Here is a 25,669-nt window from a genome sequence, read left to right as displayed (position 1 = left end):
CCATGAGAAGCCTATTCGTCGCCATCGGGATGATGGCCGTTCTGCAGGGCTGTGCCGTTCGCGAGCCCATGTCGGCGGACCAGCAAACCCCAACCCTTACCCCCCGCGCCTCGACCTATCAGGACCTGCTCAACCTGCCTCGTCCCCGCGGCCCGCTGGTCGCGGCCGTCTATGGCTTTCGCGATCAGACCGGACAGTACAAGCCAAGCCCGGCCAGTTCCTTTTCCACCGCGGTGACCCAGGGCGCGGCGAGCATGCTGGTCGATGCCATGCAGGCCAGTGGCTGGTTCATCGTCCTGGAGCGCGAAGGCCTGCAGAACGTCCTGACCGAACGCAAGATCATCCGCGCCTCGCAAGCCAAGCCGGACGTCGCACCGAACATCCAGTCGGAGCTGCCTTCGTTACTGGCGGCCAACATCCTCATGGAGGGTGCCATCGTCGCCTACGAGACCAACGTGCGCAGCGGTGGGCAGGGTGCGCGCTATCTGGGTATCGGGGTGTCGCAGGAGTATCGGGTCGATCAGGTCACGGTCAACCTGCGCGCCATCGATGTGCGCAGCGGCCAGGTGCTGTCCAACGTGATGACCACCAAGACCATCTACTCCATCGGACGTAGCGCCAACGTCTACAAATTCATCGAGTTCAAGGAATTGCTCGAGGCCGAAGCGGGTTACACCACCAATGAGCCGGCCCAGCTCTGCGTGCTCTCGGCGATCGAGGCAGCGGTCGCCCACTTGATCGCACAGGGAGTCGACCGACGTCTGTGGCAAACCGCAGACAACACGCCGGCGGTGCAACAGGAACTGGCGAAATACCTCTCGACACCGAACAGGCTGTAACGGGTTCGCGGCCGGCACCCGCCAGCCGCGAAAACAAGCGCAACGATTTCAGTCGTTCGATGGATTTGCCCGGTCGCGGTTTGGGCCAGGATGACTTACCGCGAATTAATCAGGGATGACCGATGAGCCAGGTGCAATGGATTGCCCGCAGCGCGCTGTTGCCGTTGTTCGCCGCGCTGACCTCCCCCCTTCTCCACGCCGCCGGCCTTCAGACCTCGCTGGACCTCGCACCCAGCGAGCTCGCCGTCGCCCCGCTTCGCGCGGGCTCCCTGCCCCAACCAGCAGCCACCCTCAGGGCTGAGAACCGCGCGCTCGCCGCACAGGTCGGCAGCCACTCGATCGCAACCGTCACTCAGGACGGCCAGGCGCAGGAGGCCTACATCCTCCAAACCGGCCATGCAAACGAAGCGGCCATCGAGCAGTACGGCCATTACAACCAGGGATCAATCGTTCAAAGCGGTGCCGCCAACCAGGCCCGTATCGAACAGTTCGGCGCGTACAACAACGCGCTGATCGAACAGACCGGCACCGGACATCGTAGTCGCGTCACGCAGCATGGCCAGGGTCTGGATCTAGCGGTACGTCAGTACCGCTAACGCAAAAGCACCACCGGGAAGTACCGCTGAAAACATTCCATGGAGAGACAATAATGTTCAAGATCAAACCCCTTGTAGCTGCCCTGCTGACCATCGCTGCCACCCAGGCATTCGCCGTCGACAACAGCGCCGAGCAACGCCAGAACGGCATCGACAACCTGGCCCAGGTAGAACAGAACGGCGGCAGCTCCAACATGGCCACCCAGCTTCAGAGTGGCTGGGGCAACGACGCCATGGTCGAGCAGAACGGCTCGCACGCAGCGTCCACCCTGCAGACCCAGATCGCCAATTTCCACCAGGCGAACATCAACCAGACACTGGCCGTACACAGCAGTGTCGAGCAATGGCAGAACGGCCAGAGCAACAACGCCGACGCCAATCAGACCGCCACCTGGGGCAGCCGCATCGAGCAGCGCCAGCATGGCTACGCCAACGCGGCGGATACCGTTCAGACCGGCACCCATGACACGACCGCCGTGACCCGGCAACTAGGCGCTCAGAACGTTGCCTCCAGCTACCAGGCCGCCACCCACGGCAGCCAAGCGGCGCTGTACCAGGCCGGCAACTTCAACGATGCCAATGTCGATCAAACGGCGAGCGTCAACGACCGTGCCTTGATCGATCAGCAAGGCAACGACAACACAGCCAGCGTCGAGCAGAGTTGGAGCCTGGGCTCGGTCGCCGAAGTCGAGCAGGTCGGTAATCGCAATGATGCGGCTGTGCACCAGACCGGCACGCACCACGAGGCCTATACCTATTCCGGCGGTGATGACAACAACCTCAACGTCGACCAGCGCGGCAGCAACCAGAACGCCTTCGTCTACCAAGCCGGCAACGAGAACGATGCCGACGTTGCCCAGCGGGGCCGCGGCAACACTGCCAATACCGATCAGAACGGTTTCGGCAACGCAGTGGCAATCGATCAGGACGGCCGCAACCAGCTGGCCACCGTTGGCCAGGCCGGCAACTACAACAACGCCATGGTCGATCAGCAGGGCAAAGGCAACGAGCTGAACTTCAACCAGTCGGGCATTCTTAACCGCCTCACCGCTGTTCAAGAAGGTGAAGGCAACCGGATCACCGGCTCGAGCAACGTCGCCGGCAATGATGTCGACATTGCCCAGGACGGGGATTTCAACCTGGCCAACGTCAATCAGTTCGGCGCCAGCAACGCCGCAACCCTATCCCAGTACGGGGAAAGCCAGCTGGCCACGGTGATGCAGAACGGCAGTGGCAACGAGGCGCTGGTGGCTCAGAGCGGCATGGGCAACAACGCACTGATCAGCCAGGCAGGTTTCAACAACATGGCGGTGATCAACCAACACTGACATCCGCCCACCCGAGCGGCCGGCCCCGTGCCGGCCGTTTCCTGTTCCGCCACGCCATTTGCGCCGCTGCCAACGCGACACTGGCTCCTGACGCAGTGAGCGATCCCACGGCAGATGCCGCTACCGACAACGGCGGCCAGCCCCGGACGAGGCGAGCCGGCACGCGCTACAAGCTCCTCCTCGTACGCCATCACGTCGATAAAACGATGTAAATCAATGCGTTTTGTGGTATTTCCGCTGCGCCTGAGCGCCAGCGCACGGCGCTGTCGCGGCGCATGACGCCCGCTCGGCCATTCATAGCCGCAGTGCCAACTGCACCCAAGGAGTACACCCATGAAACGCAGCCTCAGCACCGCCGTTCTTGCGGCGGGATTGGCTTCTGCCGGCCAGGTCATGGCCGACCCCATGCTTTGGCAGGACAACAGCCTGACCTATCTATACGGGAAGAACTTCGCCGTCGATTCCGGCGAGGACGGGCGCGAGGCTTCCATTCAGCAAACCATCACCTTCGAACATGCCAGCGGCTGGGCCTGGGGCGACATGTTCCTGTTCGTCGACCACAAGTGGTTCAACGGTCATTCCGGTAACGATGGACGCACCTACTACGGCGAGTTCAGCCCGCGCCTGTCACTGAGCAAGACCACTGGCCGGGACTTCAGCTTCGGTCCGGTCACCGATGTCCTGCTCTCGGCGACCTACGAGCGCGGCGAAGGTCGCAACCGCAACTACCTGCTCGGTCCCGCCGTCGACCTCGCCGTGCCGGGCTTCGATCGCCTGTCGGTCAACACCTATTACCGCAAACCCGACGGCATCACTGGCCAGGCCAGTGGGCAGTGGCAGATCACGCCGACCTGGGCCATGACCGTTCCGGTGGGCAAATCCGACATCCTTTTCGATGGCTTCATCGACTGGGTCGTCAACGATGCCGGCTCGCGCTCGAAAGGCGATTTCGTTGCGAAGAACCTGCACATCAACCCACAGGTCAAGTACGACCTGGGCAAGGCGCTGGCGCGCACGCCCGGCAAGCTTTACGTCGGTATCGAGTATGACTATTGGTCGGACAAGTACGGGATCGAGGACAGCCACGCCTTCAACACCGACAACAACGTGACCAACTTCATCGTCAAGGCGCACTACTGACCGCTCGCCGCCGCGGCTACCGCGGATTCAAGCGCCTGAACACCAGTGCCTTGAGTCCGCTGTCCGGGCTGATGTCCGGAAACTCCGGCGGGTTTTCCAGCCGTTCCTGAAACTCCAGGGCAGGCGCTTCGGCCGTCATGCCCTGGATGAGGAAGTCCGGGCCGGTATCCGGATCATTGATGCAGGCCAGTACCGTCCCGCTCTCGGTGAGTAGCTCAGGCAGGCGCCGCAGAATCTTCTGGTAGTCACGACCGAGCGCAAAGCTGCCCTTCTGGAACGACGGCGGGTCGATGATCACCAGATCATAGGGGCCGGCCTTTTTCACCTTGCCCCAGGACTTGAACAGCTCGTGGCCCAGGAAGCTGACCCGGCTCAGATCATGGTCGTTGAGCCTGTGGTTGTCCCGCCCCCGGCTCAGCGCCGCGCGGGCCATGTCCAGATTGACCACGTGCTCGGCGCCCCCGGCGATGGCGGCCACCGAGAACCCGCAGGTATAGGCGAACAGGTTGAGCACCCGCTTGCCGCACGCGTGTTGCTGAACCCAGCGCCGGCCGTAGCGCATGTCGAGAAACAGCCCGTTGTTCTGCTTGATGCCCAGGTCGAGCTTGTAGCGCAGGCCGTTCTCGCTGATCAGCCACTCCTCGATCGGCTCGCCCAACAGCTGCTGCATATGGCTGTCGGGCAGGTAGCGGTGCTGCAGCAACAAGGTATGCGCACCACTGGATTGCCAGGCTTGCGCGTCGGTCAGTGCCGAGAGCATGCCGATCAGCGCGTCGAGCTCGGCGGCCGCCGGTTCACGGAACAGCGAAACCAGCACCACGCCTTGCAACCAATCCACCGTAACGTGCTCGAGCCCGGCCCAGCAGCGCCCACGCCCATGGAACAGCCGGCGGGTCTCGTCCGGTAGTTGCGTCAGGGCTTGGCTGAGGTGCTGTTGCAATGTCGCGAGGGCATCAGGCTGCATGTTCAATCGTCTCGAAAAGGGCGCGCGTATTCTAAACGCGAACCGGCCCGCCTGCAGGGCAGACAATCAACGCTTGGCTGGCAGGCCGCGCGATTCCGCAGACGGCAACGAGACGCTCGGTTTAGACTGCCCGGCCGGGCACGAACAGCGCCCTCGCAGAATCCTGGAGGACCGCCGCCGATGGAAGCCGCCGCACCCCGCCCCTTCGATGCCTTGCTGCGGGCAGCCCCCGCTGCGTTGGCGATCATTCCGGTGAGCCTGCTGTTCGGCGTATTGGCCGGCCGCTCGGACTGGAGCCCGCTGGAGGTCGCGCTGATCGGTCTGCTGGGGTTCACCGGCAGCGGTCAGTTCGCGGTGCTGCCGCTGGCCGATTCGGGGGCCGGTTTCGTCACCATGCTGCTGCTCACCGCCTCGATCAACAGCCGCTATCTACCGATTGCCTACGTGTCGGCCCCGCGGCTGCCGCAGCCGTGGGGCCTGCGTGCCCTGCTTGCCCATATGCTGGGCGACGAGGCCTACGCCACCGAGCGTGAGCAGGACACCTGGGTCTCGCTGGCGGTCATCCGCGCCACGCTGTTTCTGACCTGGGTGGTGGCCGGGGTGGCCGGCGCCGTCATCGGCACCCTGATCCCGACGGCCTGGCTCGCAGCGGACCTGAACCTGGGCTTCCCGGCGAGCGTCGTACTGATGTTCCTGTCCGCCAGTCAACTGCGCTTGCGCCTGCCGCAGCTGAGCCACCGCAAGGTTCGTTTGCTGCTGGCCGTCGTGCTGTGCGCACTGATTGCCGTGGCGCTGATCCTGCTGCTCGGCCCGCTGTACTTCTGGATTCCCAGCGTCCTGCTCGCCACCTTCGTCCTCGCGCGGGTGCGCTCATGAATACACCCGTACTGCTGGCCATCGCCGCGCTGCTTGCCACCAGCTGCCTGGTGCGCATCCTGCCCGTGTTCGTCACGCTGAATCTGACGGACGCCAGTCGTCGGTTGCTGGAGCGGGTGCTGCCGACAGCGGTGTTCATCAATTTCGCGGTGTACATCCTCTACAGCGAAGCCACGAAAGCACCGCTCGCGGCGACCCTGGCATTGGCGCTGGTGGCAGGCATCGCCATTGCGACCCGGCTGGGGCTGATTGCCACGGCGCTGTTGGGTAGCGCGAGTTATTACCTGATGCAGGTCGGGCTCGCCGGCTAGCCGGCCATCACGCCGGGCTGGATGACTTGGCCGCACGGCGCGCCCTGGGCGCCGATTTGCGGCCCGCGCCCTTGCGCTTTTTCCAGGGCGCCCGACCGGCGGGCACCGCCGGCCCCGTGATGGTCAAACGCACGCCCTTGCAACGCTCGACCTGTTTGCTCATCCACGCCGATTGTTTGCTGACGAATTCTTCCAGGCTCATCTCACCGCTCTGCACCATGTCCAGCGCCTGCTCCCAGATCGCGGTGGTGCCGGGGTCGGCGATGGCACGCGGCACCGCATCGATCAGGCTGAAGGCTGCCGGCGTGGCCGCCAACGCCTTGCCCTGCTTGGTCAGGTAACCGCGATCGAGCAGGCCCTGGATGATCCCTGCGCGCGTCGCCTCGGTGCCGATGCCGGTGGTGTCCTTGAGCTTCTGTTTCAGCGTGGGATCGTCCACCAGCTTGGCCACGTTCTTCATCGCCTTGATCAGGTCGCCTTCGGTGAACGGCTTGGGTGGCTGCGTCCAGAGATCCTTGAAGGTCAGGTCGTGGACCGGGCATGTCTGCCCCTCGCGCAGCACCGGCACCGGCAACGTCTGCGGCGCCGGCGCTTCGCGGCCGCGGCTGGCCGCCAGCGCCTCGGGCAAGGCGCGCTTCCAGCCCGGCTCGATGATCTGCTTGCCAACGGCGCGCAACGCCTGGCTGGCGCAGTCGAGATCGGCCTGGGTGCGGTCGTATTCGTGCGCCGGCAGGAACTGCGCCAGGTAGCGCGCACGGATCAGCGCATAGACCGCGCGCGGCTTGCCGCTCAGCCGCTCGAAGGCGCGAGCCGCCGCCGTCGGGATTATGCCGTGGTGCGCGCCGACCTTGGCGTCGTTCCAGGCGCGCGACTTGCGTCGGGGATCGAGGTGCGGCTGGAGCTCACGCAGCGACGGATCGGCCTGTGCCAGCGCGGCCAGAATATCCGGCGCCTCGCTGTGCTGGCTCAGCGGCAGGTAGCCGCAATCGCTGCGCGGATAGGTGATGAGCTTGTGGGTTTCGTAGAGTGACTGGGCAATGTCCAGGGTCTCCTGCGCACCGAGGCCGAGCTTCTTCGAACAGATTTCCTGCAGGGTGCCGAGGTCGAACGGCAGCGGCGCGGCTTCACGCACACGCTCGGTCTTGAGCCGTTGCACCTGTGCCTGGCCGGCGGCCCGCATGGCCTCGGCGGCGCGCTGCGCCAGCGCCTGATCGAGACAGCGCCCCTGGTCGTCGCAGTGTTCATCCGGCGCGCGCCACTGCGCCGTGAACGGCATGGCGTCGTCGCCCAACAGCTGCACCTCGATGGCCCAGAACGGCTGCGGCACGAAATCGGCAATGCTGCGATCACGATCGACCACCAGGCGCAGCGTCGGCGTCTGCACCCGGCCCACCGGCAGCACACCCTGATAACCGGACTGCCGTCCGAGCAGAGTGAACAGTCGGCTCATATTCATGCCGATCAGCCAGTCGGCGCGCGAACGTCCCAGCGCCGACTGATAGAGGTTGAAGGTATCGGCGCCGGCGCGCAGCGCACCGAGCGCCTTGCGAATGGAAGCATCGTCCAGCGCCGACAGCCACAGCCGCTGGATCGGGCCCCGATAGCGGCAATGATCGACCAACTCGCGGGCAATCATCTCGCCCTCCCGGTCAGCGTCGGTGGCGATCACCAGCTCCTGCGCCTCGCCCAGTAGTCGCTTGACCGCCTTGTACTGGCTCGCGGTCTTGGGCTTGACCAGCATCTTCCAGCGCTCTGGAACGATGGGCAGGTCAGCCAGCACCCAGCGCTTGTAACGCGCGTCGTAACTGTCCGGCGGCGCGGTTTCCAGCAGATGGCCGATGCACCAGGTCACGGTGACACCCGCACCCATCCAGCAGCCCTCGCCCCGCCGCGTGGCGCCGAGCACCTGGGCGATATCTTTCGCCTGGGAAGGTTTTTCGCAGAGAAACAGCCGCATCAGGTCGTCACCCGTTCGCTTTGCAAGGGGCGATAGCATGCGCAGCGGCGAGGCGGCAGGCAAGATTTATCTGTATGGATATACAGATACCACATACACGGGTGAGACGAAGGCGGCGGGCCAGCTTCGCCTGTCGGCCAGCAGCAGAACCTAGCCTGAACTGCACGGTTCTAATGTCTGCCTGGCCCGCGCCGCCCAGCCGCTGCGGATAGACACAACCGAGGGTGCAGCTGGAGCGCCAGAGTTGCTTCCTTTGCAACGGCCGCGTGCGCCCCACGCAGCGCATCGCTTCGCAGAAACCGCACATCAATCAAACGTCAGCTTCGCTCCCGCATAGATCGTCCGCCCTGGCGCAGGCTCGTAATAACGGCCGAAGTTATCGTTGATGCGCAGGTTGTCGTAGTAGTTGCGGTCCAGCAGGTTGTCGATGCCGACATAGGGCTCCCAGCGCTGATCACCCCACGCCATACGCCAGCCCAGCCGGGCGTTGGTGACCGCATAGCCGGCCACACGGTCGAGGTTGGCATTGTCTGCGTACTGCTGGTCATAGGCGTTGACGTTCACCCGTGCATACCAGTCGTCGCGGTCATAGCTGACCTCGGCGAACAGGCTTTGCCTCGGAATTCCGGGGATGCGGTTGCCGTCGTAGCCCTGGAACTGGTCGAAACGGTAGCGGTTGTAGCTCCAGGCACCGGTCAATCGCCAATGGCTTCCCAGCAACCAGTCGCCGCTGAGTTCGATACCGTCACGACTGGAGCGGCCGGCGTTGGTGTAGAAGGTGCGTCCGTCGACTTCCGGCACCAGTTCGTCTTCGATGCGCATGCTGTAGAGCACCGCTTCGTAACGCAATCCAGGGTGCTCGCCCTTCAGGCCTATTTCGCGATTGATCGACTGTGCCGGGGCGAGGGATGGATTGAAGCCGCCCCCGCTTGGGTTGGCCATTTCGTTGATGGTCGGCGTCTCGAAGGAGGTTGCGTAGCGCGCGTAGGCCACATGGTGGGCGTCCAGTTGCCGGCTCAGCCCCAGGCTGTAGTTCCAGTCCTCCAGGTTGCGCTCGCCCGAGGCATCGCCGTCGCTCAGGTAACGGTCCTTGGCTTCGAGCCGCACGCTGTCATAGCGCACGCCGGCAGTGAGCAGCCAGGCGTCGCCCAGGCGCAGCTGATCCTCGATAAACACGCCCCGGCTGTCCGCCGTTTCGCGCTGGCGCTGCGTCAGGGCGCCGGTGATGCCGCCGGGCAGGTTGTCGTTGCGCGAGCGCTCGTCCCGCTGGCTTTCCAGGTCCATGCCGACGGTCAACTGATGCGGTAGACCCGCCAGCTCACGGTGAAAGGTGCGCTGCGCGCCCACCCCGGCGAACCAGCGGTCGTAGGAGGTCTGGCCGTTGTTCTGCAACGGAAGGCGGTTGCTGAACTCACGCTGGCCGTAATAGCTGCGCAACTGGTAGGTATCGTCGCCGGCGGCCTGGCCATCCCAAACCAGCGAGACGCGCTGCTGCTCGACAGTCTCGTCGGAATCGAACTGCAGGCTCTGTGGCCGCGCCTGGGAACGGTCCGCCCGGACCTGAGCCAGGTTCAGCCCACCGGGATCTTCGGCGCGGTTGTCGATCGCATGCAGGGTGAGCCCGAGCGTGCCGCCCTCCCCCTGCCAACGCAGCTTGCCGGTGAGGTGATTGGTTTCGGCAGTCCCGTGTGTGCGGTAGCCGTCGAGCTGTGTGGCGTTGACGGCGAGCAAGGCACCCAGCGATCCGGCGCTGCCACTGGTTTCCGCGCGCATGCGCCGATAGCCCAGTTCGCCGCCGGTCACCTCGACCTGCGTAAACGGCGCCTCCCCTGGTTCTCGCGTCTGGATCGACAGGACGCCACCCGCGGCATTGCCGTAGATGGTCGACGAGGGGCCGCGGATCACCTCGATGCGCTCGACCAGCGAGGTATCCAGCCCGTCCATCTCGGTCTGCCCGTCAGGCATGGTCAGCGGCACCCCGTCGACCAGCACGCGAACGCCGCGCACGCCAAAACTGGAGCGGGAACCAAAGCCGCGAATGGACAGGCGCATGCCTTGCGCCAGGTTGTAGCGGCTCTGCGAAAGCGCGCCCGGCACAGGCCCGAGCAAGCTGTCGAGGGTGAGCAACTGCTCACCCGGCTGGTCCTGCGCCGTTACGGCGGACACCGCCATCGGCAAGGTGAACCAGTCGGATTCCGCCCGCGGCGAGCTCACCAACAACGGGTCGAGCGTGAGCGGTTCGCTTGTCTGCGCGAGCAAGGGGCCGGTCGCCAACGAGAGCGATCCGGCAAGAAACAGTCGATACATGGATGAGCCTTGTTGTTATGGAGTGACGTTAACCGCTGTTGCCGGGCAAACCGCTCGAGAACGCTGACCGAGCGGAGGCGAAGAGGCAGCCTCGGCGGCAGGCCGAACCGAAACGCGGTTTTTAAACTACAGAGCGGAGCTGGGGCGGAAAACCTGTCTATGCCAGCTCTTATCAACGCAACGTACATGCCAAGCCAGCCTTGAGACACCGCCGATCGCCGTTTTCGCCTCCGAGCCAACCCGCCGACGCCGGTCCTGCTGCATTGGCAGGCCTATTTGAATCGCCGCCGTAAGATTCAGCCTCCGATCGTCAGGCATTCGAGCGCGTCCCCACTGTCGCAACGGCGCGACAGCTGCCGCAGCAGCGCAACGGTCTGGTTGCGACAAGCCGCTCCCGCCGCGACGAACCAGGACCCCGCCAGCCAGCACCACACCTGGCCTTGCAGCCAAATCGCAACGGCTGGCACAGCGGTTGCTCTCCCGAGAAGACCTGCCCCACCGGGCGGTTAAACCAATAACAAGAGAGAGCCTGCGATGAAGCACTTGGATCCCTACCTGGGCCGACGGCCCACCACCCTGCTTGGCGCCACCAGTTTGGCCGCCCTGCTGTCCCTGCCACTGCACGCTGCCGAAGTCGACGGCAAACGCATCGCCAATGCCGACGCCGAACCCGGCAACTGGATGAGCCACGGTCGCGACTACGGCGAACAGCGCTTCAGCCCGCTGAAGAAGATCACCGATGCCAACGTCGACGAACTCGGGCTGGCCTGGAGCTACAAGCTCGACATCGACCGCGGCGTGGAAGCCACACCCATCGTGGTCGACGGTGTGATGTACACCACCGGGCCCTTCTCCATCGTCTATGCGCTCGATGCGCGCACCGGCAAGGAAATCTGGAAGTACGACCCCAAGTCCGACCGTTCCCGCGCTGGTGAGGCCTGCTGCGATGCGATCAACCGCGGCGTCGCCGTGTGGAAGGGCAAGGTCTATGTCGGCGTGCTCGATGGCCGTCTGGAAGCCATCGACGCCAAGACCGGCGAGCGCGTCTGGTCGGTCGACACCCGCTACGACAAGGAACGCAGCTACTCCATCACCGGTGCCCCGCGCGTGGTCAACGGCAAGGTGGTGATCGGCAACGGCGGCGCCGAGTTCGGCGTGCGCGGCTACGTCACCGCCTACGATGCCGAGACCGGCAAGCAGGCCTGGCGCTTCTTCACCGTACCGGGTGATCCGGACAAGCCTGCCGAAGGCAAGGGCATGGAGATCGCAAAGAAGACCTGGCACGGCCGCGCCTTCGTCGAGCAGGGTGGCGGCGGCACCGCCTGGGATTCCTTTGCCTATGACCCGGAGCTGAACCTGCTCTACATCGGCGTCGGCAACGGCTCGCTGTGGGACCCGATCTGGCGCAGCGAGGGCAAGGGAGACAACCTGTTCCTGTCCTCCATCGTCGCGGTCAACGCCGACACCGGCGAATACGTCTGGCACTACCAGACCACGCCGGGCGATGCCTGGGACTACACCGCCACGCAGCACATGATTCTTGCGGACCTTGAGATCAAGGGCAAACAGCGCAAGGTGCTGATGCAGGCGCCGAAGAACGGCTTCTTCTACGTCATCGACCGCGCCACGGGCGAGCTGCTATCGGCCGAAAACATCGTGCCGATCAACTGGGCCAAGGGCGTGGATCTGAAGACCGGCCGGCCTATCGTCGACGACGAAGCGGCGGCCTACTGGAAAGGCGAGAAGAAGGCCAAGCTGGTCCAGCCGGGTTTCTGGGGCGCGCATGACTGGCACCCCATGTCCTATAACCCGAACACTGGGCTGGTCTACATCCCCGCGCACATCATGTCGGCCTGGTACGAGCACGTGCCGGATGCGCCGGCGCGCAACAAGTTCAAGAGCATGTACCAGCTGGGCCTGAAGACCGGGATGATGCCCGAGGACCCGGAAGGCCTGGGCAAGTACGCCGACACCTGGTCCGGCAAGCTGATCGCCTGGGACCCGGTCAAGCAGGAGCAGGCGTGGGAAGTGCCCTACGTCACCATCTTCAACGGCGGCACCCTGAGCACCGCGGGCAACCTGGTGTTCGAAGGCAGCGCCGATGGCCGTGTCATCGCCTATGCCGCCGACACCGGCAAGAAACTCTGGGAGCAGCCGGCAGCAAGCGGCGTGATGGCAGCGCCCATCACCTACAGCGTGGACGGCGAGCAGTACGTGACCTTCATGGCGGGCTGGGGCGGCGCCTTCTCCACCTTTGCCGGCGCCCTGTCGCTGCGCGCCGGCGTGCAGCCCTACGCCCAGGTGCTCACCTACAAGCTCGGCGGCACCGCCGAGCTGCAGGAACCGGCGCCGCGTGAAGACGCGCCCAAGCCGCCGCCACTGACAGCCGATGCGGCCACCGTCAAGGCCGGCGGCAAGCTCTATGACGGCTACTGCTCCCAGTGCCACGGCATCCACGCCGTCAGCGGCGGCGTGCTGCCGGACCTGCGCATGCTCACCCCGGATAAACATGAGCAGTTCCTCGGCATCCTCCACGGCGCGCGCATCCCCGATGGCATGCCCTCCTTCGCCGAAGCGTTCGATCGCGAGCAGATGGAACAGATCCATCAATACCTGATCAAGCGCGCCCACGACCGCCTCGAACACGGCCCGGACGACCTGCCTCAGCCGACCCAGAAAACGGCCAGCAACTGACCCCAGGAGAATCGACATGACTGACTTGACGACCTACCAGAACTACATCGACGGCGCCTTCGTCGCCTGCGACAACCTCATCGAGGTGCGCAACCCGGCGACCGGCGCGGTGCTTTCCCGCGTGCCGGAGTCCGATGCCGCCACCGCCGAACGCGCCATCGCCGCCGCCCGCGCCGCGCAGAAAGCCTGGAGCCAGAAGCCCGCCGTCGAGCGCGCCGGCTACCTGCGCGCCATCGCCAGCAAGATCCGCCAGAACGCCGAGCGCCTGGCCCGGGTCATCACCGAGGAAGGCGGCAAGATCCAGAGCCTGGCGCTGGTGGAGGTCAACTTCACTGCCGACTACCTCGACTACATGGCCGAGTGGGCGCGCCGTATCGAGGGCGAGATCATCACCAGCGACCGCCCGGGCGAAAACATCTTCCTGTTCCGCAAGCCGCTGGGCGTGGTGGCCGGCATCCTGCCGTGGAACTTCCCGTTCTTCCTGATCGCGCGGAAGATGGCGCCGGCGCTGGTGACCGGCAACACCATCGTCATCAAGCCCAGCGAAGAGACGCCGAACAACTGCTTCGAATTTGCCAAGCTGGTGGCCGAGACCGACCTGCCCAAAGGCGTGTTCAACGTGGTCTGCGGCAGCGGCGCGGGGGTCGGCAGCGCGCTGACCACCAGCGACAAGATCGACATGATCAGCTTCACCGGCAGCGTCGGCACCGGCCAGCGGATCATGGCCGCTGCGGCGCAAAACGTCACCAAGCTCAACCTGGAGCTAGGCGGCAAGGCCCCGGCAATCGTGATGAACGATGCGGACCTGGACCTCGCCGTCACCGCCATTCGCGCGTCGCGCATCATCAACACCGGGCAGGTCTGCAACTGCGCCGAGCGCGTTTACGTGCAGCGCGGTGTCGCGGACCAGTTCATCGAACGCATTGCCGGTGCCCTGGCCGAAACCCGCTATGGCGACCCCATCGCCCAAGCGGACGTGGAGATGGGCCCGCTGATCAACGAGGCTGGCCTGCGCAAGGTCGAGCAGATGGTGCGCACCGCCCAGAGCCAGGGCGCGCAGCTGGTCACCGGTGGCGCCGTGGCGGACCTGGGCAAGGGCTTCCACTACCAGCCGACGCTGCTCGCCAACTGCTCGCACGACATGGAAATCATGCGCAAGGAAGTCTTCGGCCCGGTGTTGCCGGTACAGATCATCGATGACCTGGACGAAGCCATCGCCATGGCCAACGACTGCGAGTACGGCCTGACCTCCTCGATCTACACCCGCGATCTCTCCACCGCGATGAAAGCGGCCGCTGGCCTGGACTTCGGCGAGACCTACATCAACCGCGAGAACTTCGAGGCGATGCAGGGCTTCCACGCCGGGGTGCGCAAATCCGGCATCGGCGGCGCGGATGGCAAGCACGGCCTGTACGAGTACACCCATACCCACGCGGTGTATGTACAGAGCTGAGTGACCTTTCCTCGCGCAGGCGCCTGACGGCGCTCCCCTCACCCCAGCCCTCTCCCCGGAGGGGCGAGGGAGTCGGATGGTGGGGGAAGCGAGCGTCGTGTTGGGCTTGAGCGTGTTCGCGCCACCATAGGGTGGGCCGAGCGGAGCTCTGCTTCAGCCCACCTGGTCTGGGTCATATCCGAGAGCTGGCACGCATTCTTCTCGGATCTCGAGGCTAGCGCCCTGGGCACCGCTGAGCCCGCGACGCAACCGTCACATGCGAGCTATCACCTGCGTCGCGTGGTGAGCCCGTAACGCTGCAGCTTGCGATACAGCGTGGCGCGGTTGATGCCAAGCGAACGTGCCGCCGACGTGACGTTGCCGCCATGCTGCTCAAGTGTCGCTTGCAGATGGGCCGCTTCGGCAGCGTCTCGGGTCGTCTCCAGCGATTGCGTCACGGACAACGGCTCCATGGGCGCCGACAGTAGCTCCGGTGGCAGGCAATCGAGACCGATCAGCCCGTCGTCCGCCAGCGCGACGGCACAGCGCAGCACGTTGATCAGCTGGCGCACGTTGCCGGGCCACCGGTAAGCGGCCAGCCGTTCCATCGCCTCGGTGGTCAACTCGACAGGCTCGTCGCCAGCCTCACGTCCTAAAACGCGACGGATCAGCGCGGCGCGATCCGCCCGGTCGCGCAAGGCGGGCAGCCTGATGGTCAGGCCGTTTAGCCGGTAGTACAGGTCCTCACGAAACTCGCCCGCAGCCACCATGGCAGGCAGGTCGCGGTGCGTGGCGCAGACCAGCTGCACATTCAGCGCGACCGGCGTGGCAGCCCCCAGCGGCACCAGCTCCCGCTCGGCCAGCACGCGCAGCAGCCGCGTCTGCAGGTGCGCCGGCATATCGCCAATCTCGTCGAGAAACAGCGTCCCGCCATTGGCTTGCTCCAGCTTGCCCTTCATCCCCTGGCGGCTGGCGCCGGTAAAGGTGCCGGCACGGTAGCCAAACAGCTCGCTCTCGATCAGCGACTCCGGGATCGCCGCGCAATTGAGCGCGACGAAGGGCCCCTTAGCGCGCACGCTGGCCTGATGGATCGCCCGCGCGAAGGCTTCCTTGCCGGTGCCGGTCTCGCCGGTCAGCAGCAATGAAATATCCCGATCCAGCACGCGCCGCAGCTTCTGGACGGAGCGCTGCAGGCCTGGATCCTCTCCGGCCAGGTGTTCAAGGGTTGGCTCTGCCGGAACGACGTTCAGGCCGCGCTCGCTTCTGGCGCGCGGCGTGGGGGCCGCCGGCATCCGCAGCGTCACCTCCAGCGCCGGTCCACCGGCCAACCGTAAGGTCGCGCTGCGCTGGCCGCCGTGGGTAAGGGTGACCAGCTCATCCAGTGAGAGGGACAGAACATCCTGAACCGCCTCGCCCACGAGCGCGCCCCGCTGGCCGGCGGCCAAAAAGGCGGCGCGATTGGCACCGAGGATCCGGCCCGCCGCATCAAGCGCCAGCAACCGCTCGTTGCCCAGGTCGCCTGCATCGCCGCCCAGCGTCAGCATGGCGCAATGCGCATAGCGCTGGTGGAAACTGGCGTTTTCGATAAGCCGGGCGTACAGGCTGACCAACTGGAGCGTCAGGTATTGCGCCTGCTTCGGCCCGCCACTGTTGAGACACGAGGCGTTGAGACACCCCATTAATGCGCCCTGAGGATCGAACAACGGCGCCACCGAGCAACTCAGCATGGCGTTGCTGCTGAGAAAATGCTCGTCGCGGTGGATGATCAGCGACTGGCCCGCGGCCAGCCCCGTACCGATGCCGTTGGTCCCCACCAGCGACTCGTCCCAGCAACTGCCGACCACCAGCCCCGAGTCCGCATAGGGACTGTACTGCCCGGGTAGCCGGGCATCGAGCGTGATCCCGCGGCGATCACTGAGCAGCACGGCAAAGCCCGCCGGGTTCAGCCGCCGCGACAACCCTTCCATGCCCTGACTCGCGATGGCCAGAAAGTCATGGTGTTCTTCCTGATGCAGGCGAATCTCGTGCTGCTCGAGCTGAACATGGGCGACAGGTTGAGTCGGATCGAGCCCGTGCTGGTGGACGCTGCGGTACCAGGATTCGGCAATCAACCGATCCGGATTGGACCCTCGGCCGGCGAAGTGCGTGGCAACGAATGCCGAGAGATCGGTTGGTAGCTCAGAGGGCGGACGCGCGATCATGCGGGACTCCAAACAAGGCGCCGAGTCGGGCCGTGCGTAATTGTTCGTATCGACCGGGGAAACAGCCAAACCAAGCCTAGCACGGCCACTCCAGGCCGAGCCGTCCATCTGCCGGGCTGGCGTCGTGCCGGGGAGGCATACGGCCTAACGCGCTCAGCTGAACGGGGGAGCTGCGCAGAAACCAAACCTGTCCGGCTGTTCATTGACCGTTGTGATGCCGATCTGATTCGGCGCCAAGGCAGCCGTCTCGGCACGCTACCGTGGCTGCATGCCCTCGCGTGCCGGGCCGTTTTCAATGCGCTTCGTTTGCCCATCCAAAACACGGCCTGGCAACCGGCGGACTTAGGGCGTGGCAGAGCCCGTTCGCTGGGCTGGCCGCGCTTGTTCAGCGCAGCTGCATCCAATAGACTCGGCCGCATGCAACGCCATGTCCGTGTCTTCATCTTTTTGCTATTGACCCTTGCGCTTCCCATCAACGGAATGGCGCAAATGCTGTTGCCTGTCGGTCAAGGCACGATGATGAGCCACGGGTCACACGCCGAAGCGTCCAGCCTCATGCAGGCCACGATGGATATGCAGAGCAGCGAGTGCCTCGATCACGAGCAGCCAGGCAAAGGCGTGTTCTGCAAATCCGGCAAGGAATGCAAAACCAGCAGCTTGCTGCAGCTATCGCTCGGCAAGCCGCCTACATTGCCGCTCGGCAAGCCCGTGCCTGTCCATCCCAGCGACTTTACCCCCGCCCTGATCCCGGACGCCGTCTGGCATCCACCCCGCGCCTGATTCCCGTTCTGCCCTGACCCACTTCGTGCGCCCGTCCGCACGAAGAGGCATTGCGTGCCTTTTGGCTCGCCTGGACGACACTGGAATCAACAGGAATGAAATCCTCACGCCCTCTGGCGCGCCCTTCATTGGTCGCGCTGGCGATCACGCTGGCCCTGCCTACCCTAGCCAGCGCGCTGACCCTGGACGAGACGCTGCGTCTCGCCGAACAACAGGCACCGGACCTGCAAGCCCGGGCCGCCAATACCGAGGCCGCCCGCCAGGCGGCCATACCTGCCGGCGAGCTGCCGGACCCGCGCCTCAGCCTGGGCATACGCAACCTGCCGATCGAAGGCGATCCGGCCGGGCGTCTGGATGCCGAAGCCATGACTATGCAGACCATCGGCCTGGTGCAGGAGGTGCCCAACCGCGCCAAGCGTCGGGCGCGGACCGAGGCAGCCGGCGCAGACATCGAACTGGCGCAAACCCAACAGCAGCTATCTCGCCTGGAAGTTCGTCGTCAAGCGGCCGAAGCCTGGATCACGGCTCGCTCGGTCGAGGAAAAGCTCGAGCTGTTCAAAGCGCTCTATGACGAGAACCGCCTGTTCGAGCGAGCCGTGCAGGCGCGCATTGCCGGCGGCGGAGGCGGCGCGGCCGATAGCGTGCAGCCCAAGCAAGAGGCGGCGCTGCTTGCCGAGCAGGAAGACCAGTTGCAACGCAACCGTCAGGTGGCACGCGCCGCCCTGCGCCGCTGGATCGGCGAGGCCGCGGGGCAACCGCTGAGCGGCGAACTGCCGTCCTGGTCCGACGAGGCCGCTTACTACCAGCACCATCTGCAACATCATCCCTCGCTCGAGGCGTACGGGCCGCTGGCCCGCCAGGCCGAGGCGCGCCTGCAGGAGGCCATTGCCGACAAGCGGCCCGATTGGGCCTGGGGCGTCGAGTACGGGCGGCGTGAAGCCTATGGCGACATGGTCAGCTTCAATGTGAGCTTCGACCTGCCGGTGTTCGCCGGCTCCCGCCAGACGCCCCGTATCGCTTCCGAACGGGCACGCCTGAGCCAGGTCGAGGCCGAGCGTGAAGCGGCCTTGCGCATGCACAACGAGGCGCTGGCTACCGACCTTGCCGAACTGGAGCGACTGCAGCGCACCCTGGCGCGCCTCGACTCGACCCTGGTTCCGCTGGCGGAAGAAAAGGTCCACCTGTCCATGGCCGACTACCGCGGCGGTCGCGGCGGCCTGACGCCGGTGGTCGAGGCCCGCGAGGCCCTGCTGGAGACCCGCCTGCGCCGGATCGACGTGGCCCGCGACCGCGCCCTGGCCAACGCCCGCCTGCACTTCGCCTTTGGAGCTGATCAATGAATGACCCACTCAAGCGCCTGGCCCTGCTGGTCAGCCTTCCGGTGCTGCTGCTCGGTGCCTCTCCTCTCAGCGCTGCCCAGGCTGCCAAGCCCGACACCGAAGGCCGTGCGGTGCTGTACTGGTACGACCCCATGTACCCGCAGCAACGGTTCGACAAGCCTGGCAAGTCGCCCTTCATGGACATGGATCTGGTACCGCGCTACGCCGAGGAGGGTGGCGACGCCGCCAGTATCAGCATCGACCCTGGCATTTCGCAGAATCTCGGCATGCGCCTGGCCACCGCCAGCCGGGAGACCTTCGACGACTCGGTAGAGGCTGTCGGTGCGCTCACCTTCAATGGCCGTGACATGGCCCTGGTACAGGCGCGCAGCGGCGGCTTCGTCGAACGCGTCTACGACCGTGCCCCGGAGGATGTGATCGAAAAAGGCGCGCCGCTGGCCGATCTGCTGGTGCCCGAATGGGGCGCCGCCCAAGCTGAGTACCTGGCGTTGCGCGGCCTCGGCGAACCGGAACTGCTGAGCGCCGCCCGCCAGCGCCTGCGGCTGGCCGGCATGCCCGCCGAGCTGATCGCCCGGCTGGAGAATACTGGCCGCACGCAAAACGTCTGGACCGTGACCAGCCCCATCGGCGGTGTACTGCAAAGCCTCGACGTACGTGAAGGCATGACCCTTCCGACCGGTGCCACCCTGGCGCGGGTCAACGGGCTCGACAAGGTCTGGCTGGAGGTCGCGGTGCCCGAGGCCCAGGCTGCCGGCCTCGGCCCGGATCAACCGGTCGCCGCGCGGCTGCCGGCGTTCCCCGGCGAAGCGCTGGAAGGGCGGATTCAAGCGGTACTGCCCCAGGCGGATCTGGCCAGCCGCACCGTGCGCGTACGGGTCGAGCTGCCTAACCCTGCGTTGCGCCTGCGTCCCGGCATGACCGCCGAGGTCAGCCTGGCCCACAACAGCCAGCCGGCGCTGGTGATTCCCACCGAAGCGGTCATTCGCACCGGCAAGCGCAGCCTGGTAATGCTGGCCGACGACAACGGCCGCTACCGGCCCGTGGAGATCCGCACCGGTCGGGAAACCGAGGAGAAGACCGAGGTGCTCGCTGGCCTGGAAGAAGGCCAGCAGGTGGTCGCCTCCGGCCAGTTCCTGCTCGACTCCGAAGCCAGCCTGCGCGGCATCGCCGCCCATGGCGTGGGCGAGACGACGGTGGCCGCCGCCGCGCCGACCCTGCATGAGGCCGAAGGCACCATTGTCGAGATCGATGGCGACATGGTCGGGCTGTCCCACGGCCCGTTCAAGACCCTCGGCATGCCGGGCATGACCATGCCCTTCTCGGTCTCGGACCTGGCACTGCTGGAAGGCTTCAAGGTGGGTGACCGGGTGCGCGTAGGCGTGTCGCAGACCGACGACGGGCTGTTCATCGAGCGCCTGGAGAAGCTCGATGAGCACACCGGCCACGAGGAGCACCAGCCATGATTGCCGCCGTTATCCGCTGGTCGGTGGCCAACCGCTTTCTGGTCCTTCTGGCGACGCTGTTCGCCGTGGCCTGGGGCGTCTGGTCGGTCAAAAACAGTCCCATCGACGCACTGCCGGACCTGTCCGATGTGCAAGTGATCATCCGCACGCCTTACGCCGGCCAGGCGCCGCAGATCGTCGAGAATCAGGTCACCTACCCGCTGGCCACCACCATGTTGTCGGTGCCGGGCGCAAAGACCGTCCGCGGCTATTCGTTCTTCGGCGACAGCTACGTCTACGTGCTGTTCGAGGACGGCACCGACCTCTATTGGGCGCGCTCGCGTGTGCTCGAGTACCTGAGCCAAGTGCAGAGCCGCCTGCCGGCCGGCGCCACCCCGGCATTGGGCCCGGACGCCACGGGTGTCGGCTGGATCTACCAGTACGCGCTGATCGACCGCAGTGGCAAGCATGATCTGGCCCAACTGCGCTCGTTGCAGGACTGGTTCCTGCGCTATGAGCTGAAGACCCTGCCCAACGTCGCGGAAGTGGCGCCGATCGGCGGCATGGTCAAGCAGTATCAGGTGGTGCTCGACCCGGTGCGCATGGCCAGCCGCGGCATCACCCAGCAGCAGGTGGCGCAGGCCATCGACGCGGCCAACCGGGAAACCGGCGGCAGCGTGCTGGAGCTGGCGGAGGCCGAGTTCATGGTGCGTGCCTCGGGCTACCTCCAATCGCTGAAGGACTTCCGGCAGATTCCGCTGAGGGTGGAGGCCAACGGCACCCCGGTGACGCTGGGCGATATCGCCAGCATCCAGCTCGGCCCGGAGATGCGTCGCGGTATCGCCGAGCTGGATGGCGAGGGCGAAGTGGTCGGCGGCGTGGTGATCCTGCGCAGCGGCAAGAACGCCCGGCAGACCATCGCAGCGGTGCAGACGCGTCTGGACGAGCTGCGCAAAAGCCTGCCCGAGGGCGTGGAGGTCGTCACCACCTACGACCGCAGCCAGCTGATCGACCGCGCCGTGGACAACCTCAGCCACAAGCTGGTGGAAGAGTTCATCGTGGTGGCGCTGGTCTGTGCCCTGTTCCTCTGGCACCTGCGCTCGTCGCTGGTGGCCATCGTCTCGCTGCCTGTCGGCGTGCTGGTGGCGTTCGTCATCATGCAGAAGCAGGGGGTCAACGCGAACATCATGTCCCTCGGGGGCATTGCCATCGCCATCGGCGCCATGGTCGATGCCGCTGTGGTGATGATCGAGAACGCCCACAAGCACATCGAGCATTGGCGCGAGCAGCATCCGGGGCAACCGCTCAAGGGCGCTGCGCACTGGGGCGTGATCACCGACGCCGCGGTGGAGGTCGGCCCGGCGCTGTTCTTCAGCCTGCTGATCATCACGCTGTCGTTCATCCCGGTGTTCACCCTCGAAGCCCAGGAAGGTCGGCTGTTCGGCCCGCTGGCTTTTACCAAGACCTACGCCATGGCGGCCGCCGCGGCGCTCTCGGTGACGCTGGTGCCGGTGCTGATGGGCTTCTGGATTCGCGGCAGGATTCCCGATGAGACGAAGAACCCGCTCAACCGCGGGCTGATCCGGATCTACCGCCCGGCACTGGACGCCGTGCTCAAGTGGCCGAAAACCACCCTCGTGGTCGCGCTGGCAATCTTCCTTACCGGGCTCTACCCGGCGAGCAAGCTGGGCGGCGAATTCCTTCCGCCACTGGACGAAGGCGATCTGCTCTACATGCCCACCGCCCTGCCCGGCCTCTCGGCGCAGCAGGCCAGTGCCCTGTTGCAGCGCACCGACCGGCTAATCAAGTCGGTGCCGGAGGTCGAACGCGTCTTCGGCAAGGCCGGACGTGCCGACAGCGCCACCGACCCGGCGCCGCTGGTGATGTTCGAGACCACCATCCAGTTCAAGCCCAAGGATCAGTGGCGCGAGGGTATGACCCAGGAGAAGCTGATCGAGGAGCTGGATCGCGCGGTGCAGGTGCCGGGCCTGGCCAACCTGTGGATCCCGCCGATCCGCAACCGCATCGACATGCTCGCCACCGGCATCAAGAGCCCCATCGGGGTGAAAGTGGCCGGCAGCGACCTGGCGCAGATCGACAAGGCCACCGCCGACGTCGAACGCATCGCCAAGCAGGTTCCCGGCGTCACCTCGGCGCTGGCCGAACGCATGACCGGCGGGCGCTACATCGACGTGGACATCAACCGCGCCGCGGCCGCCCGCTACGGGCTGAACATCGCCGAAGTGCAGGCCATCGTCGCCGGTGCCATCGGCGGCGCCAAGGTCGGCGAGACGGTCGAGGGCCTGGCCCGCTACCCGATCAACCTGCGCTACGGCCGCGAATGGCGCGACTCGATCAGCGATCTGCGCAAGCTGCCGATCTACACGCCGCAGGGCAGCCAGATCACCCTCGGCACCGTGGCGGAGATTCGCGTGGTCGACGGCCCGCCGATGCTCAAAAGCGAGAACGCCCGGCTGTCCGGCTGGGTGTACATCGACGTCCGTGGCCGCGATATCGCCTCGGTGGTCGGCGACCTGCGCCACGCCATCGACGCCGAGCTCGACCTGCCAGCGGGCATGAGCCTCGCCTACTCCGGCCAGTTCGAATTCATGGAGCGAGCCAACCAGCGACTGAAACTGGTCGTGCCGGCCACCCTGGCGATCATCTTCGTGCTGCTCTACCTGACCTTCGGACGCGCCTCCGAGGCGGCGCTGATCATGGCCACCCTGCCCTTCGCCCTCACTGGCGGCGTCTGGTTCCTCTATCTGCTCGGCTACAACCTTTCGGTCGCCACCGGCGTCGGCTTCATTGCGCTGGCAGGCGTCGCCGCGGAGTTCGGCGTGATCATGCTGCTGTATCTGAAAAACGCCTGGGAGGACAAGCAGATCACCGGCCACTTCGGCGAGCCCGCCCTGCGCGACGCCATCCGCTACGGTGCGGTGCAGCGTGTACGGCCCAAGGCCATGACCGTTGCCGTGATCATCGCCGGGCTCCTGCCGATCCTCTGGGGCAGCGGCACCGGCAGCGAGATCATGAGCCGCATCGCCGCCCCCATGGTCGGCGGAATGGTCACCGCCCCGCTCTTGTCCCTCTTCGTCCTGCCGGCGGCCTTTCTGTTGATGCGCCGCCGTCAGTCGCTGGCCGCCACAGCCGCCCCCGCTGCAACTACCACCGAAACGGGAGTCACCCCATGAAAAGACTCATCAGCACCGTCGCCGTCCTGGCACTGGTTCCGGCCGCCTACGCCGCCGAGACGAATCATATGGAAGGCATGCCCATGGACCACAAAGGCATGAACGATATGCCGATGCAGCACGACCCAGCGGCCCAGACCGCGAGTGCCACCGGCACCGTGAAGAAGATCGACCCCGACAAGGGCACCCTGACCATCGCCCACGGCCCGGTCCCCGAGCTGAAATGGCCAGCGATGGTCATGGGATTCGCCGCCACACCGGCACAGATTGCCCAGGTGAACGAAGGGGACCAGGTGACGTTCACCTTTACCAGCGAAGGCATGCGCGCACGTATCACATCGATCGAAAAGCAGTAGCGAGCTGCCTTCGGCTCGGCATACAGCCACGCCAGCACCTGCCGATTCAGGCAACGCGTGAGTCGATCATCAAGCAGGTGTTGGCCCGAACGATGCGACGGGTTAAGCATGAAAAGGGGTCGGCCCTGCCATGAACGCCCTTGTCATGGATGGCAGCCGCGATGCGCGTGCAGCAGAGGCGCTGGTTCGAGCCCTCTAAACCGGACCGCAGCCCAGGCGATTTCGTCCGCCGCCGCACCGCTCAGCGGCGGGGGGAAACTCTCCAGCGGCGGCGTCGGCCCAATACTTCATTAGCGAAAGCGGCAATGTCCGCTTTCTCCCCTGCCCCGATGCGATGTCGGGGCATACCGCTGGTGAAGGAATCCCGATGAAGCATCCGAAACTCATCCATCATGGCGCGCGTGAGGGCGTCACCGGGTCGTGCCATCAGCTGTGGATGGATGACATTTCCAGCGTATTGATCGATTGCGGGCAGTTCCAAGGGCAGGACGCGGGGCCGGACGACGATGAGCTGGCCCTGGATTTCTCCATCGAGGGCATCAAGGCGTTGATCGTGACCCACGTGCACATCGACCACGTGGGACGGATTCCGAACCTGCTGGCGGCGGGGTTCAGCGGGCCGATCCTGTGCAGCGAACCGTCCGCCCGGCTGTTGCCGATCGTGCTGGAGGACGCCTTTCGGCTGTCCATCAGCCGCGATCAGGAGCAATTGGAGCGTTATCTGAAGGTGGTCGAGCAGCGCATCATCGCTCTGCCCTACGGCCATTGGTTCACCCTGAACGAAACAGAGGATGGCGGTTGTCAGGTGCGCTTGCAGCCGGCCGGGCACGTGCTGGGTTCGGCTTATGTCGAGCTGGAACTGCGCGCCGCCGGCGATGCCCAGCGGGTGGTGTTCAGCGGCGATCTGGGCGCGCCGCACTCACCGCTGCTGCCGGACCTGGTTCCACCCGAGCGTGCGGACCTGCTGATCCTGGAAAGCACCTACGGCGACCGCCGGCACGAAGACCGCGTGCATCGTCGCGAGCGGCTGCAAGCGGCCATCGAACGGGCCCTGGCCGATGAGGGCACGGTGCTGATTCCGTCGTTCAGCATTGGCCGTACCCAGGAGCTGCTGTACGAGCTGGAAGAGATCCTGCATGAGCGAAACGAAGCGACGGAGGCCGGCGACTCGCCCAGCGCATCCGCCCGGCAAGCACAGGAAGGCGATCCGGATATCGACTGGCCGCATGTCCCGATCATTCTCGACTCGCCGCTGGCCAGCCGCTTCACCACCACCTACAAGGAGCTGCAGGCCTTCTGGGACGAGGACGCACGCGAGCGCCTGGGCGAAGGCCGCAAGCCGCTGTCGTTCAAACAGCTGATCACGGTGGACAGCCACGACGAGCACATGCGCATCGTCGAGCACCTCACCCAGACCGCGCGGCCGGCCATCGTCATCGCGGGCAACGGCATGTGCTCCGGTGGGCGCATCGTCAACTACCTGAAGGCGATGCTCGGCGACCCACGCCACAACGTGGTGTTCATCGGTTACCAGGGCAAGGGCACACCAGGGCGGGATATCCAGACCCACGGGCCAGACGGCGGTTTCGTTGATCTGGACGGCCAGCGCGTCGACATCCGCGCCGGCATCGACAGCGTCGGCGGCTATTCAGCGCACGGGGACCAGGCGGATCTGGTCGGCTTCGTCACCCGGATGCAGGAATGGCCGAAGGCAATCCGCCTCATCCACGGCGAAGCCCCGGCCAAGCAGCAACTGGCCGAGGTGCTGCGGGCGCGGTACCGCGAAGCGGGAAAGGACGCGGAGATCACCATCCCCTAGTGACGCCCCTCGGCCACGGCGATTGCACGGTACGCAGCGAGGCGCGATGGCACAGCCATCCCGCTCGCGGCCCGATAGCGCTTTTGCTCGTCC

Annotated in this window: 18 protein-coding genes; 14 read left to right on the top strand and 4 right to left on the bottom strand. The window is 65.6% G+C overall.

All coding sequences use genetic code 11. The features are described from left to right. Positions 1-2: 2 nt before the first annotated feature. From KVO92_RS16845 to KVO92_RS16830, 4 genes are all read left to right on the top strand, one after another. A complete protein-coding gene (locus KVO92_RS16845; protein ID WP_217476688.1) occupies positions 3-839 on the top strand; it encodes a CsgG/HfaB family protein in 837 nt (278 codons plus the stop codon). 122 nt (positions 840-961) lie between these two features. Further along, positions 962-1,435, top strand: a complete 474-nt coding sequence (locus KVO92_RS16840) for a curli production assembly protein CsgB (protein ID WP_217476687.1) — start codon at positions 962-964, stop codon at positions 1,433-1,435. 53 nt (positions 1,436-1,488) lie between these two features. Next, positions 1,489-2,763, top strand: a complete 1,275-nt coding sequence (locus tag KVO92_RS16835) for a hypothetical protein (RefSeq protein WP_217476686.1) — start codon at positions 1,489-1,491, stop codon at positions 2,761-2,763. 333 nt (positions 2,764-3,096) lie between these two features. Beyond that, the gene (locus KVO92_RS16830) at positions 3,097-3,903 is read left to right on the top strand and encodes an outer membrane protein OmpK (protein WP_217476685.1); all 807 of its coding nucleotides are present in this window, start codon (positions 3,097-3,099) and stop codon (positions 3,901-3,903) included. A 16-nt stretch (positions 3,904-3,919) separates the two neighbouring features. On the opposite strand, the gene KVO92_RS16825 is transcribed toward KVO92_RS16830, so the two are convergent. Beyond that, positions 3,920-4,867, bottom strand: coding sequence for a class I SAM-dependent methyltransferase (locus tag KVO92_RS16825; protein ID WP_217476684.1), 948 nt, complete (start codon positions 4,865-4,867; stop codon positions 3,920-3,922). 180 nt (positions 4,868-5,047) lie between these two features. Here KVO92_RS16825 and KVO92_RS16820 point away from each other — a divergent pair, with 180 nt between their 5' ends. Together KVO92_RS16820 and KVO92_RS16815 are read left to right on the top strand one after the other, a co-directional pair. Continuing rightward, positions 5,048-5,743, top strand: a complete 696-nt coding sequence (locus KVO92_RS16820; RefSeq protein ID WP_217476683.1) for an AzlC family ABC transporter permease — start codon at positions 5,048-5,050, stop codon at positions 5,741-5,743. Next, on the top strand, positions 5,740-6,054 hold the full coding sequence (locus KVO92_RS16815) for a hypothetical protein (protein ID WP_217476682.1): 315 nt from the start codon (positions 5,740-5,742) through the stop codon (positions 6,052-6,054). Before KVO92_RS16820 ends, KVO92_RS16815 begins: the two co-directional genes overlap by 4 nt. A 7-nt stretch (positions 6,055-6,061) precedes the next feature. Here KVO92_RS16815 and KVO92_RS16810 read toward each other — a convergent pair whose 3' ends face one another. Beyond that, positions 6,062-8,011, bottom strand: coding sequence for a DNA topoisomerase III (locus KVO92_RS16810; protein ID WP_217476681.1), 1,950 nt, complete (start codon positions 8,009-8,011; stop codon positions 6,062-6,064). 306 nt (positions 8,012-8,317) lie between these two features. Beyond that, entirely contained in the window at positions 8,318-10,318 is a 2,001-nt protein-coding gene (locus KVO92_RS16805) for a TonB-dependent receptor family protein (protein WP_217476680.1), read from the bottom strand. 534 nt (positions 10,319-10,852) lie between these two features. Between KVO92_RS16805 and KVO92_RS16800 the strand changes: the two genes are divergently transcribed. Both KVO92_RS16800 and aldA read left to right on the top strand, forming a co-directional pair. After that, positions 10,853-13,012, top strand: a complete 2,160-nt coding sequence (locus KVO92_RS16800) for a PQQ-dependent dehydrogenase, methanol/ethanol family (RefSeq protein ID WP_217476679.1) — start codon at positions 10,853-10,855, stop codon at positions 13,010-13,012. Between the two features lie 16 nt (positions 13,013-13,028). Then, entirely contained in the window at positions 13,029-14,465 is a 1,437-nt protein-coding gene (gene aldA, locus KVO92_RS16795) for an aldehyde dehydrogenase (RefSeq protein ID WP_217476678.1), read from the top strand. 266 nt (positions 14,466-14,731) lie between these two features. Here the strand turns inward: aldA and KVO92_RS16790 are convergent, their stop codons facing one another. Further along, positions 14,732-16,645 (bottom strand): sigma-54-dependent Fis family transcriptional regulator, encoded by a 1,914-nt coding sequence (locus KVO92_RS16790; protein WP_217476677.1) that lies wholly within the window; start codon positions 16,643-16,645, stop codon positions 14,732-14,734. A gap of 417 nt (positions 16,646-17,062) precedes the next feature. On the opposite strand from KVO92_RS16790, the gene KVO92_RS16785 reads away from it, so the two are divergent. The 6 genes from KVO92_RS16785 to KVO92_RS16760 all read left to right on the top strand — a co-directional run bounded on the left by KVO92_RS16785 (position 17,063) and on the right by KVO92_RS16760 (position 25,576). Next, complete coding sequence (locus KVO92_RS16785) at positions 17,063-17,425, top strand: hypothetical protein (RefSeq protein WP_217476676.1); 363 nt, start codon at positions 17,063-17,065, stop codon at positions 17,423-17,425. 95 nt (positions 17,426-17,520) lie between these two features. Further along, positions 17,521-18,765, top strand: coding sequence for a TolC family protein (locus KVO92_RS16780; protein ID WP_217476675.1), 1,245 nt, complete (start codon positions 17,521-17,523; stop codon positions 18,763-18,765). Further along, complete coding sequence (locus tag KVO92_RS16775) at positions 18,762-20,228, top strand: efflux RND transporter periplasmic adaptor subunit (RefSeq protein WP_217476674.1); 1,467 nt, start codon at positions 18,762-18,764, stop codon at positions 20,226-20,228. The genes KVO92_RS16780 and KVO92_RS16775 overlap by 4 nt, the downstream gene beginning before the upstream one ends. Next, a complete protein-coding gene (locus KVO92_RS16770; RefSeq protein WP_217476673.1) occupies positions 20,225-23,401 on the top strand; it encodes an efflux RND transporter permease subunit in 3,177 nt (1,058 codons plus the stop codon). Before KVO92_RS16775 ends, KVO92_RS16770 begins: the two co-directional genes overlap by 4 nt. Beyond that, positions 23,398-23,757, top strand: coding sequence for a copper-binding protein (locus KVO92_RS16765; protein ID WP_217476672.1), 360 nt, complete (start codon positions 23,398-23,400; stop codon positions 23,755-23,757). Before KVO92_RS16770 ends, KVO92_RS16765 begins: the two co-directional genes overlap by 4 nt. A gap of 367 nt (positions 23,758-24,124) precedes the next feature. Then, the gene (locus KVO92_RS16760; protein ID WP_217476671.1) at positions 24,125-25,576 is read left to right on the top strand and encodes an MBL fold metallo-hydrolase; all 1,452 of its coding nucleotides are present in this window, start codon (positions 24,125-24,127) and stop codon (positions 25,574-25,576) included. Positions 25,577-25,669 lie beyond the last annotated feature (93 nt).

Origin of the sequence: Stutzerimonas stutzeri (assembly GCF_019090095.1) — a bacterium.
GTDB lineage: Bacteria > Pseudomonadota > Gammaproteobacteria > Pseudomonadales > Pseudomonadaceae > Stutzerimonas > Stutzerimonas stutzeri_AN.
This window is presented reverse-complemented; position numbering and strand designations above follow the sequence as displayed.

Bases quoted from the DNA above. Each gene is read 5' to 3' on its own strand.
- KVO92_RS16845 (WP_217476688.1), top strand. From the start codon at position 3: ATGAGAAGCCTATTCGTCGCCATCGGGATGATGGCCGTTCTGCAGGGC.
- KVO92_RS16840 (WP_217476687.1), top strand. From the start codon at position 962: ATGAGCCAGGTGCAATGGATTGCCCGCAGCGCGCTGTTGCCGTTGTTC.
- KVO92_RS16835 (WP_217476686.1), top strand. From the start codon at position 1,489: ATGTTCAAGATCAAACCCCTTGTAGCTGCCCTGCTGACCATCGCTGCC.
- KVO92_RS16830 (WP_217476685.1), top strand. From the start codon at position 3,097: ATGAAACGCAGCCTCAGCACCGCCGTTCTTGCGGCGGGATTGGCTTCT.
- KVO92_RS16825 (WP_217476684.1), bottom strand. From the start codon at position 4,867: ATGCAGCCTGATGCCCTCGCGACATTGCAACAGCACCTCAGCCAAGCC.
- KVO92_RS16820 (WP_217476683.1), top strand. From the start codon at position 5,048: ATGGAAGCCGCCGCACCCCGCCCCTTCGATGCCTTGCTGCGGGCAGCC.
- KVO92_RS16815 (WP_217476682.1), top strand. From the start codon at position 5,740: ATGAATACACCCGTACTGCTGGCCATCGCCGCGCTGCTTGCCACCAGC.
- KVO92_RS16810 (WP_217476681.1), bottom strand. From the start codon at position 8,011: ATGCGGCTGTTTCTCTGCGAAAAACCTTCCCAGGCGAAAGATATCGCC.
- KVO92_RS16805 (WP_217476680.1), bottom strand. From the start codon at position 10,318: ATGTATCGACTGTTTCTTGCCGGATCGCTCTCGTTGGCGACCGGCCCC.
- KVO92_RS16800 (WP_217476679.1), top strand. From the start codon at position 10,853: ATGAAGCACTTGGATCCCTACCTGGGCCGACGGCCCACCACCCTGCTT.
- aldA (WP_217476678.1), top strand. From the start codon at position 13,029: ATGACTGACTTGACGACCTACCAGAACTACATCGACGGCGCCTTCGTC.
- KVO92_RS16790 (WP_217476677.1), bottom strand. From the start codon at position 16,645: ATGATCGCGCGTCCGCCCTCTGAGCTACCAACCGATCTCTCGGCATTC.
- KVO92_RS16785 (WP_217476676.1), top strand. From the start codon at position 17,063: ATGCAACGCCATGTCCGTGTCTTCATCTTTTTGCTATTGACCCTTGCG.
- KVO92_RS16780 (WP_217476675.1), top strand. From the start codon at position 17,521: ATGAAATCCTCACGCCCTCTGGCGCGCCCTTCATTGGTCGCGCTGGCG.
- KVO92_RS16775 (WP_217476674.1), top strand. From the start codon at position 18,762: ATGAATGACCCACTCAAGCGCCTGGCCCTGCTGGTCAGCCTTCCGGTG.
- KVO92_RS16770 (WP_217476673.1), top strand. From the start codon at position 20,225: ATGATTGCCGCCGTTATCCGCTGGTCGGTGGCCAACCGCTTTCTGGTC.
- KVO92_RS16765 (WP_217476672.1), top strand. From the start codon at position 23,398: ATGAAAAGACTCATCAGCACCGTCGCCGTCCTGGCACTGGTTCCGGCC.
- KVO92_RS16760 (WP_217476671.1), top strand. From the start codon at position 24,125: ATGAAGCATCCGAAACTCATCCATCATGGCGCGCGTGAGGGCGTCACC.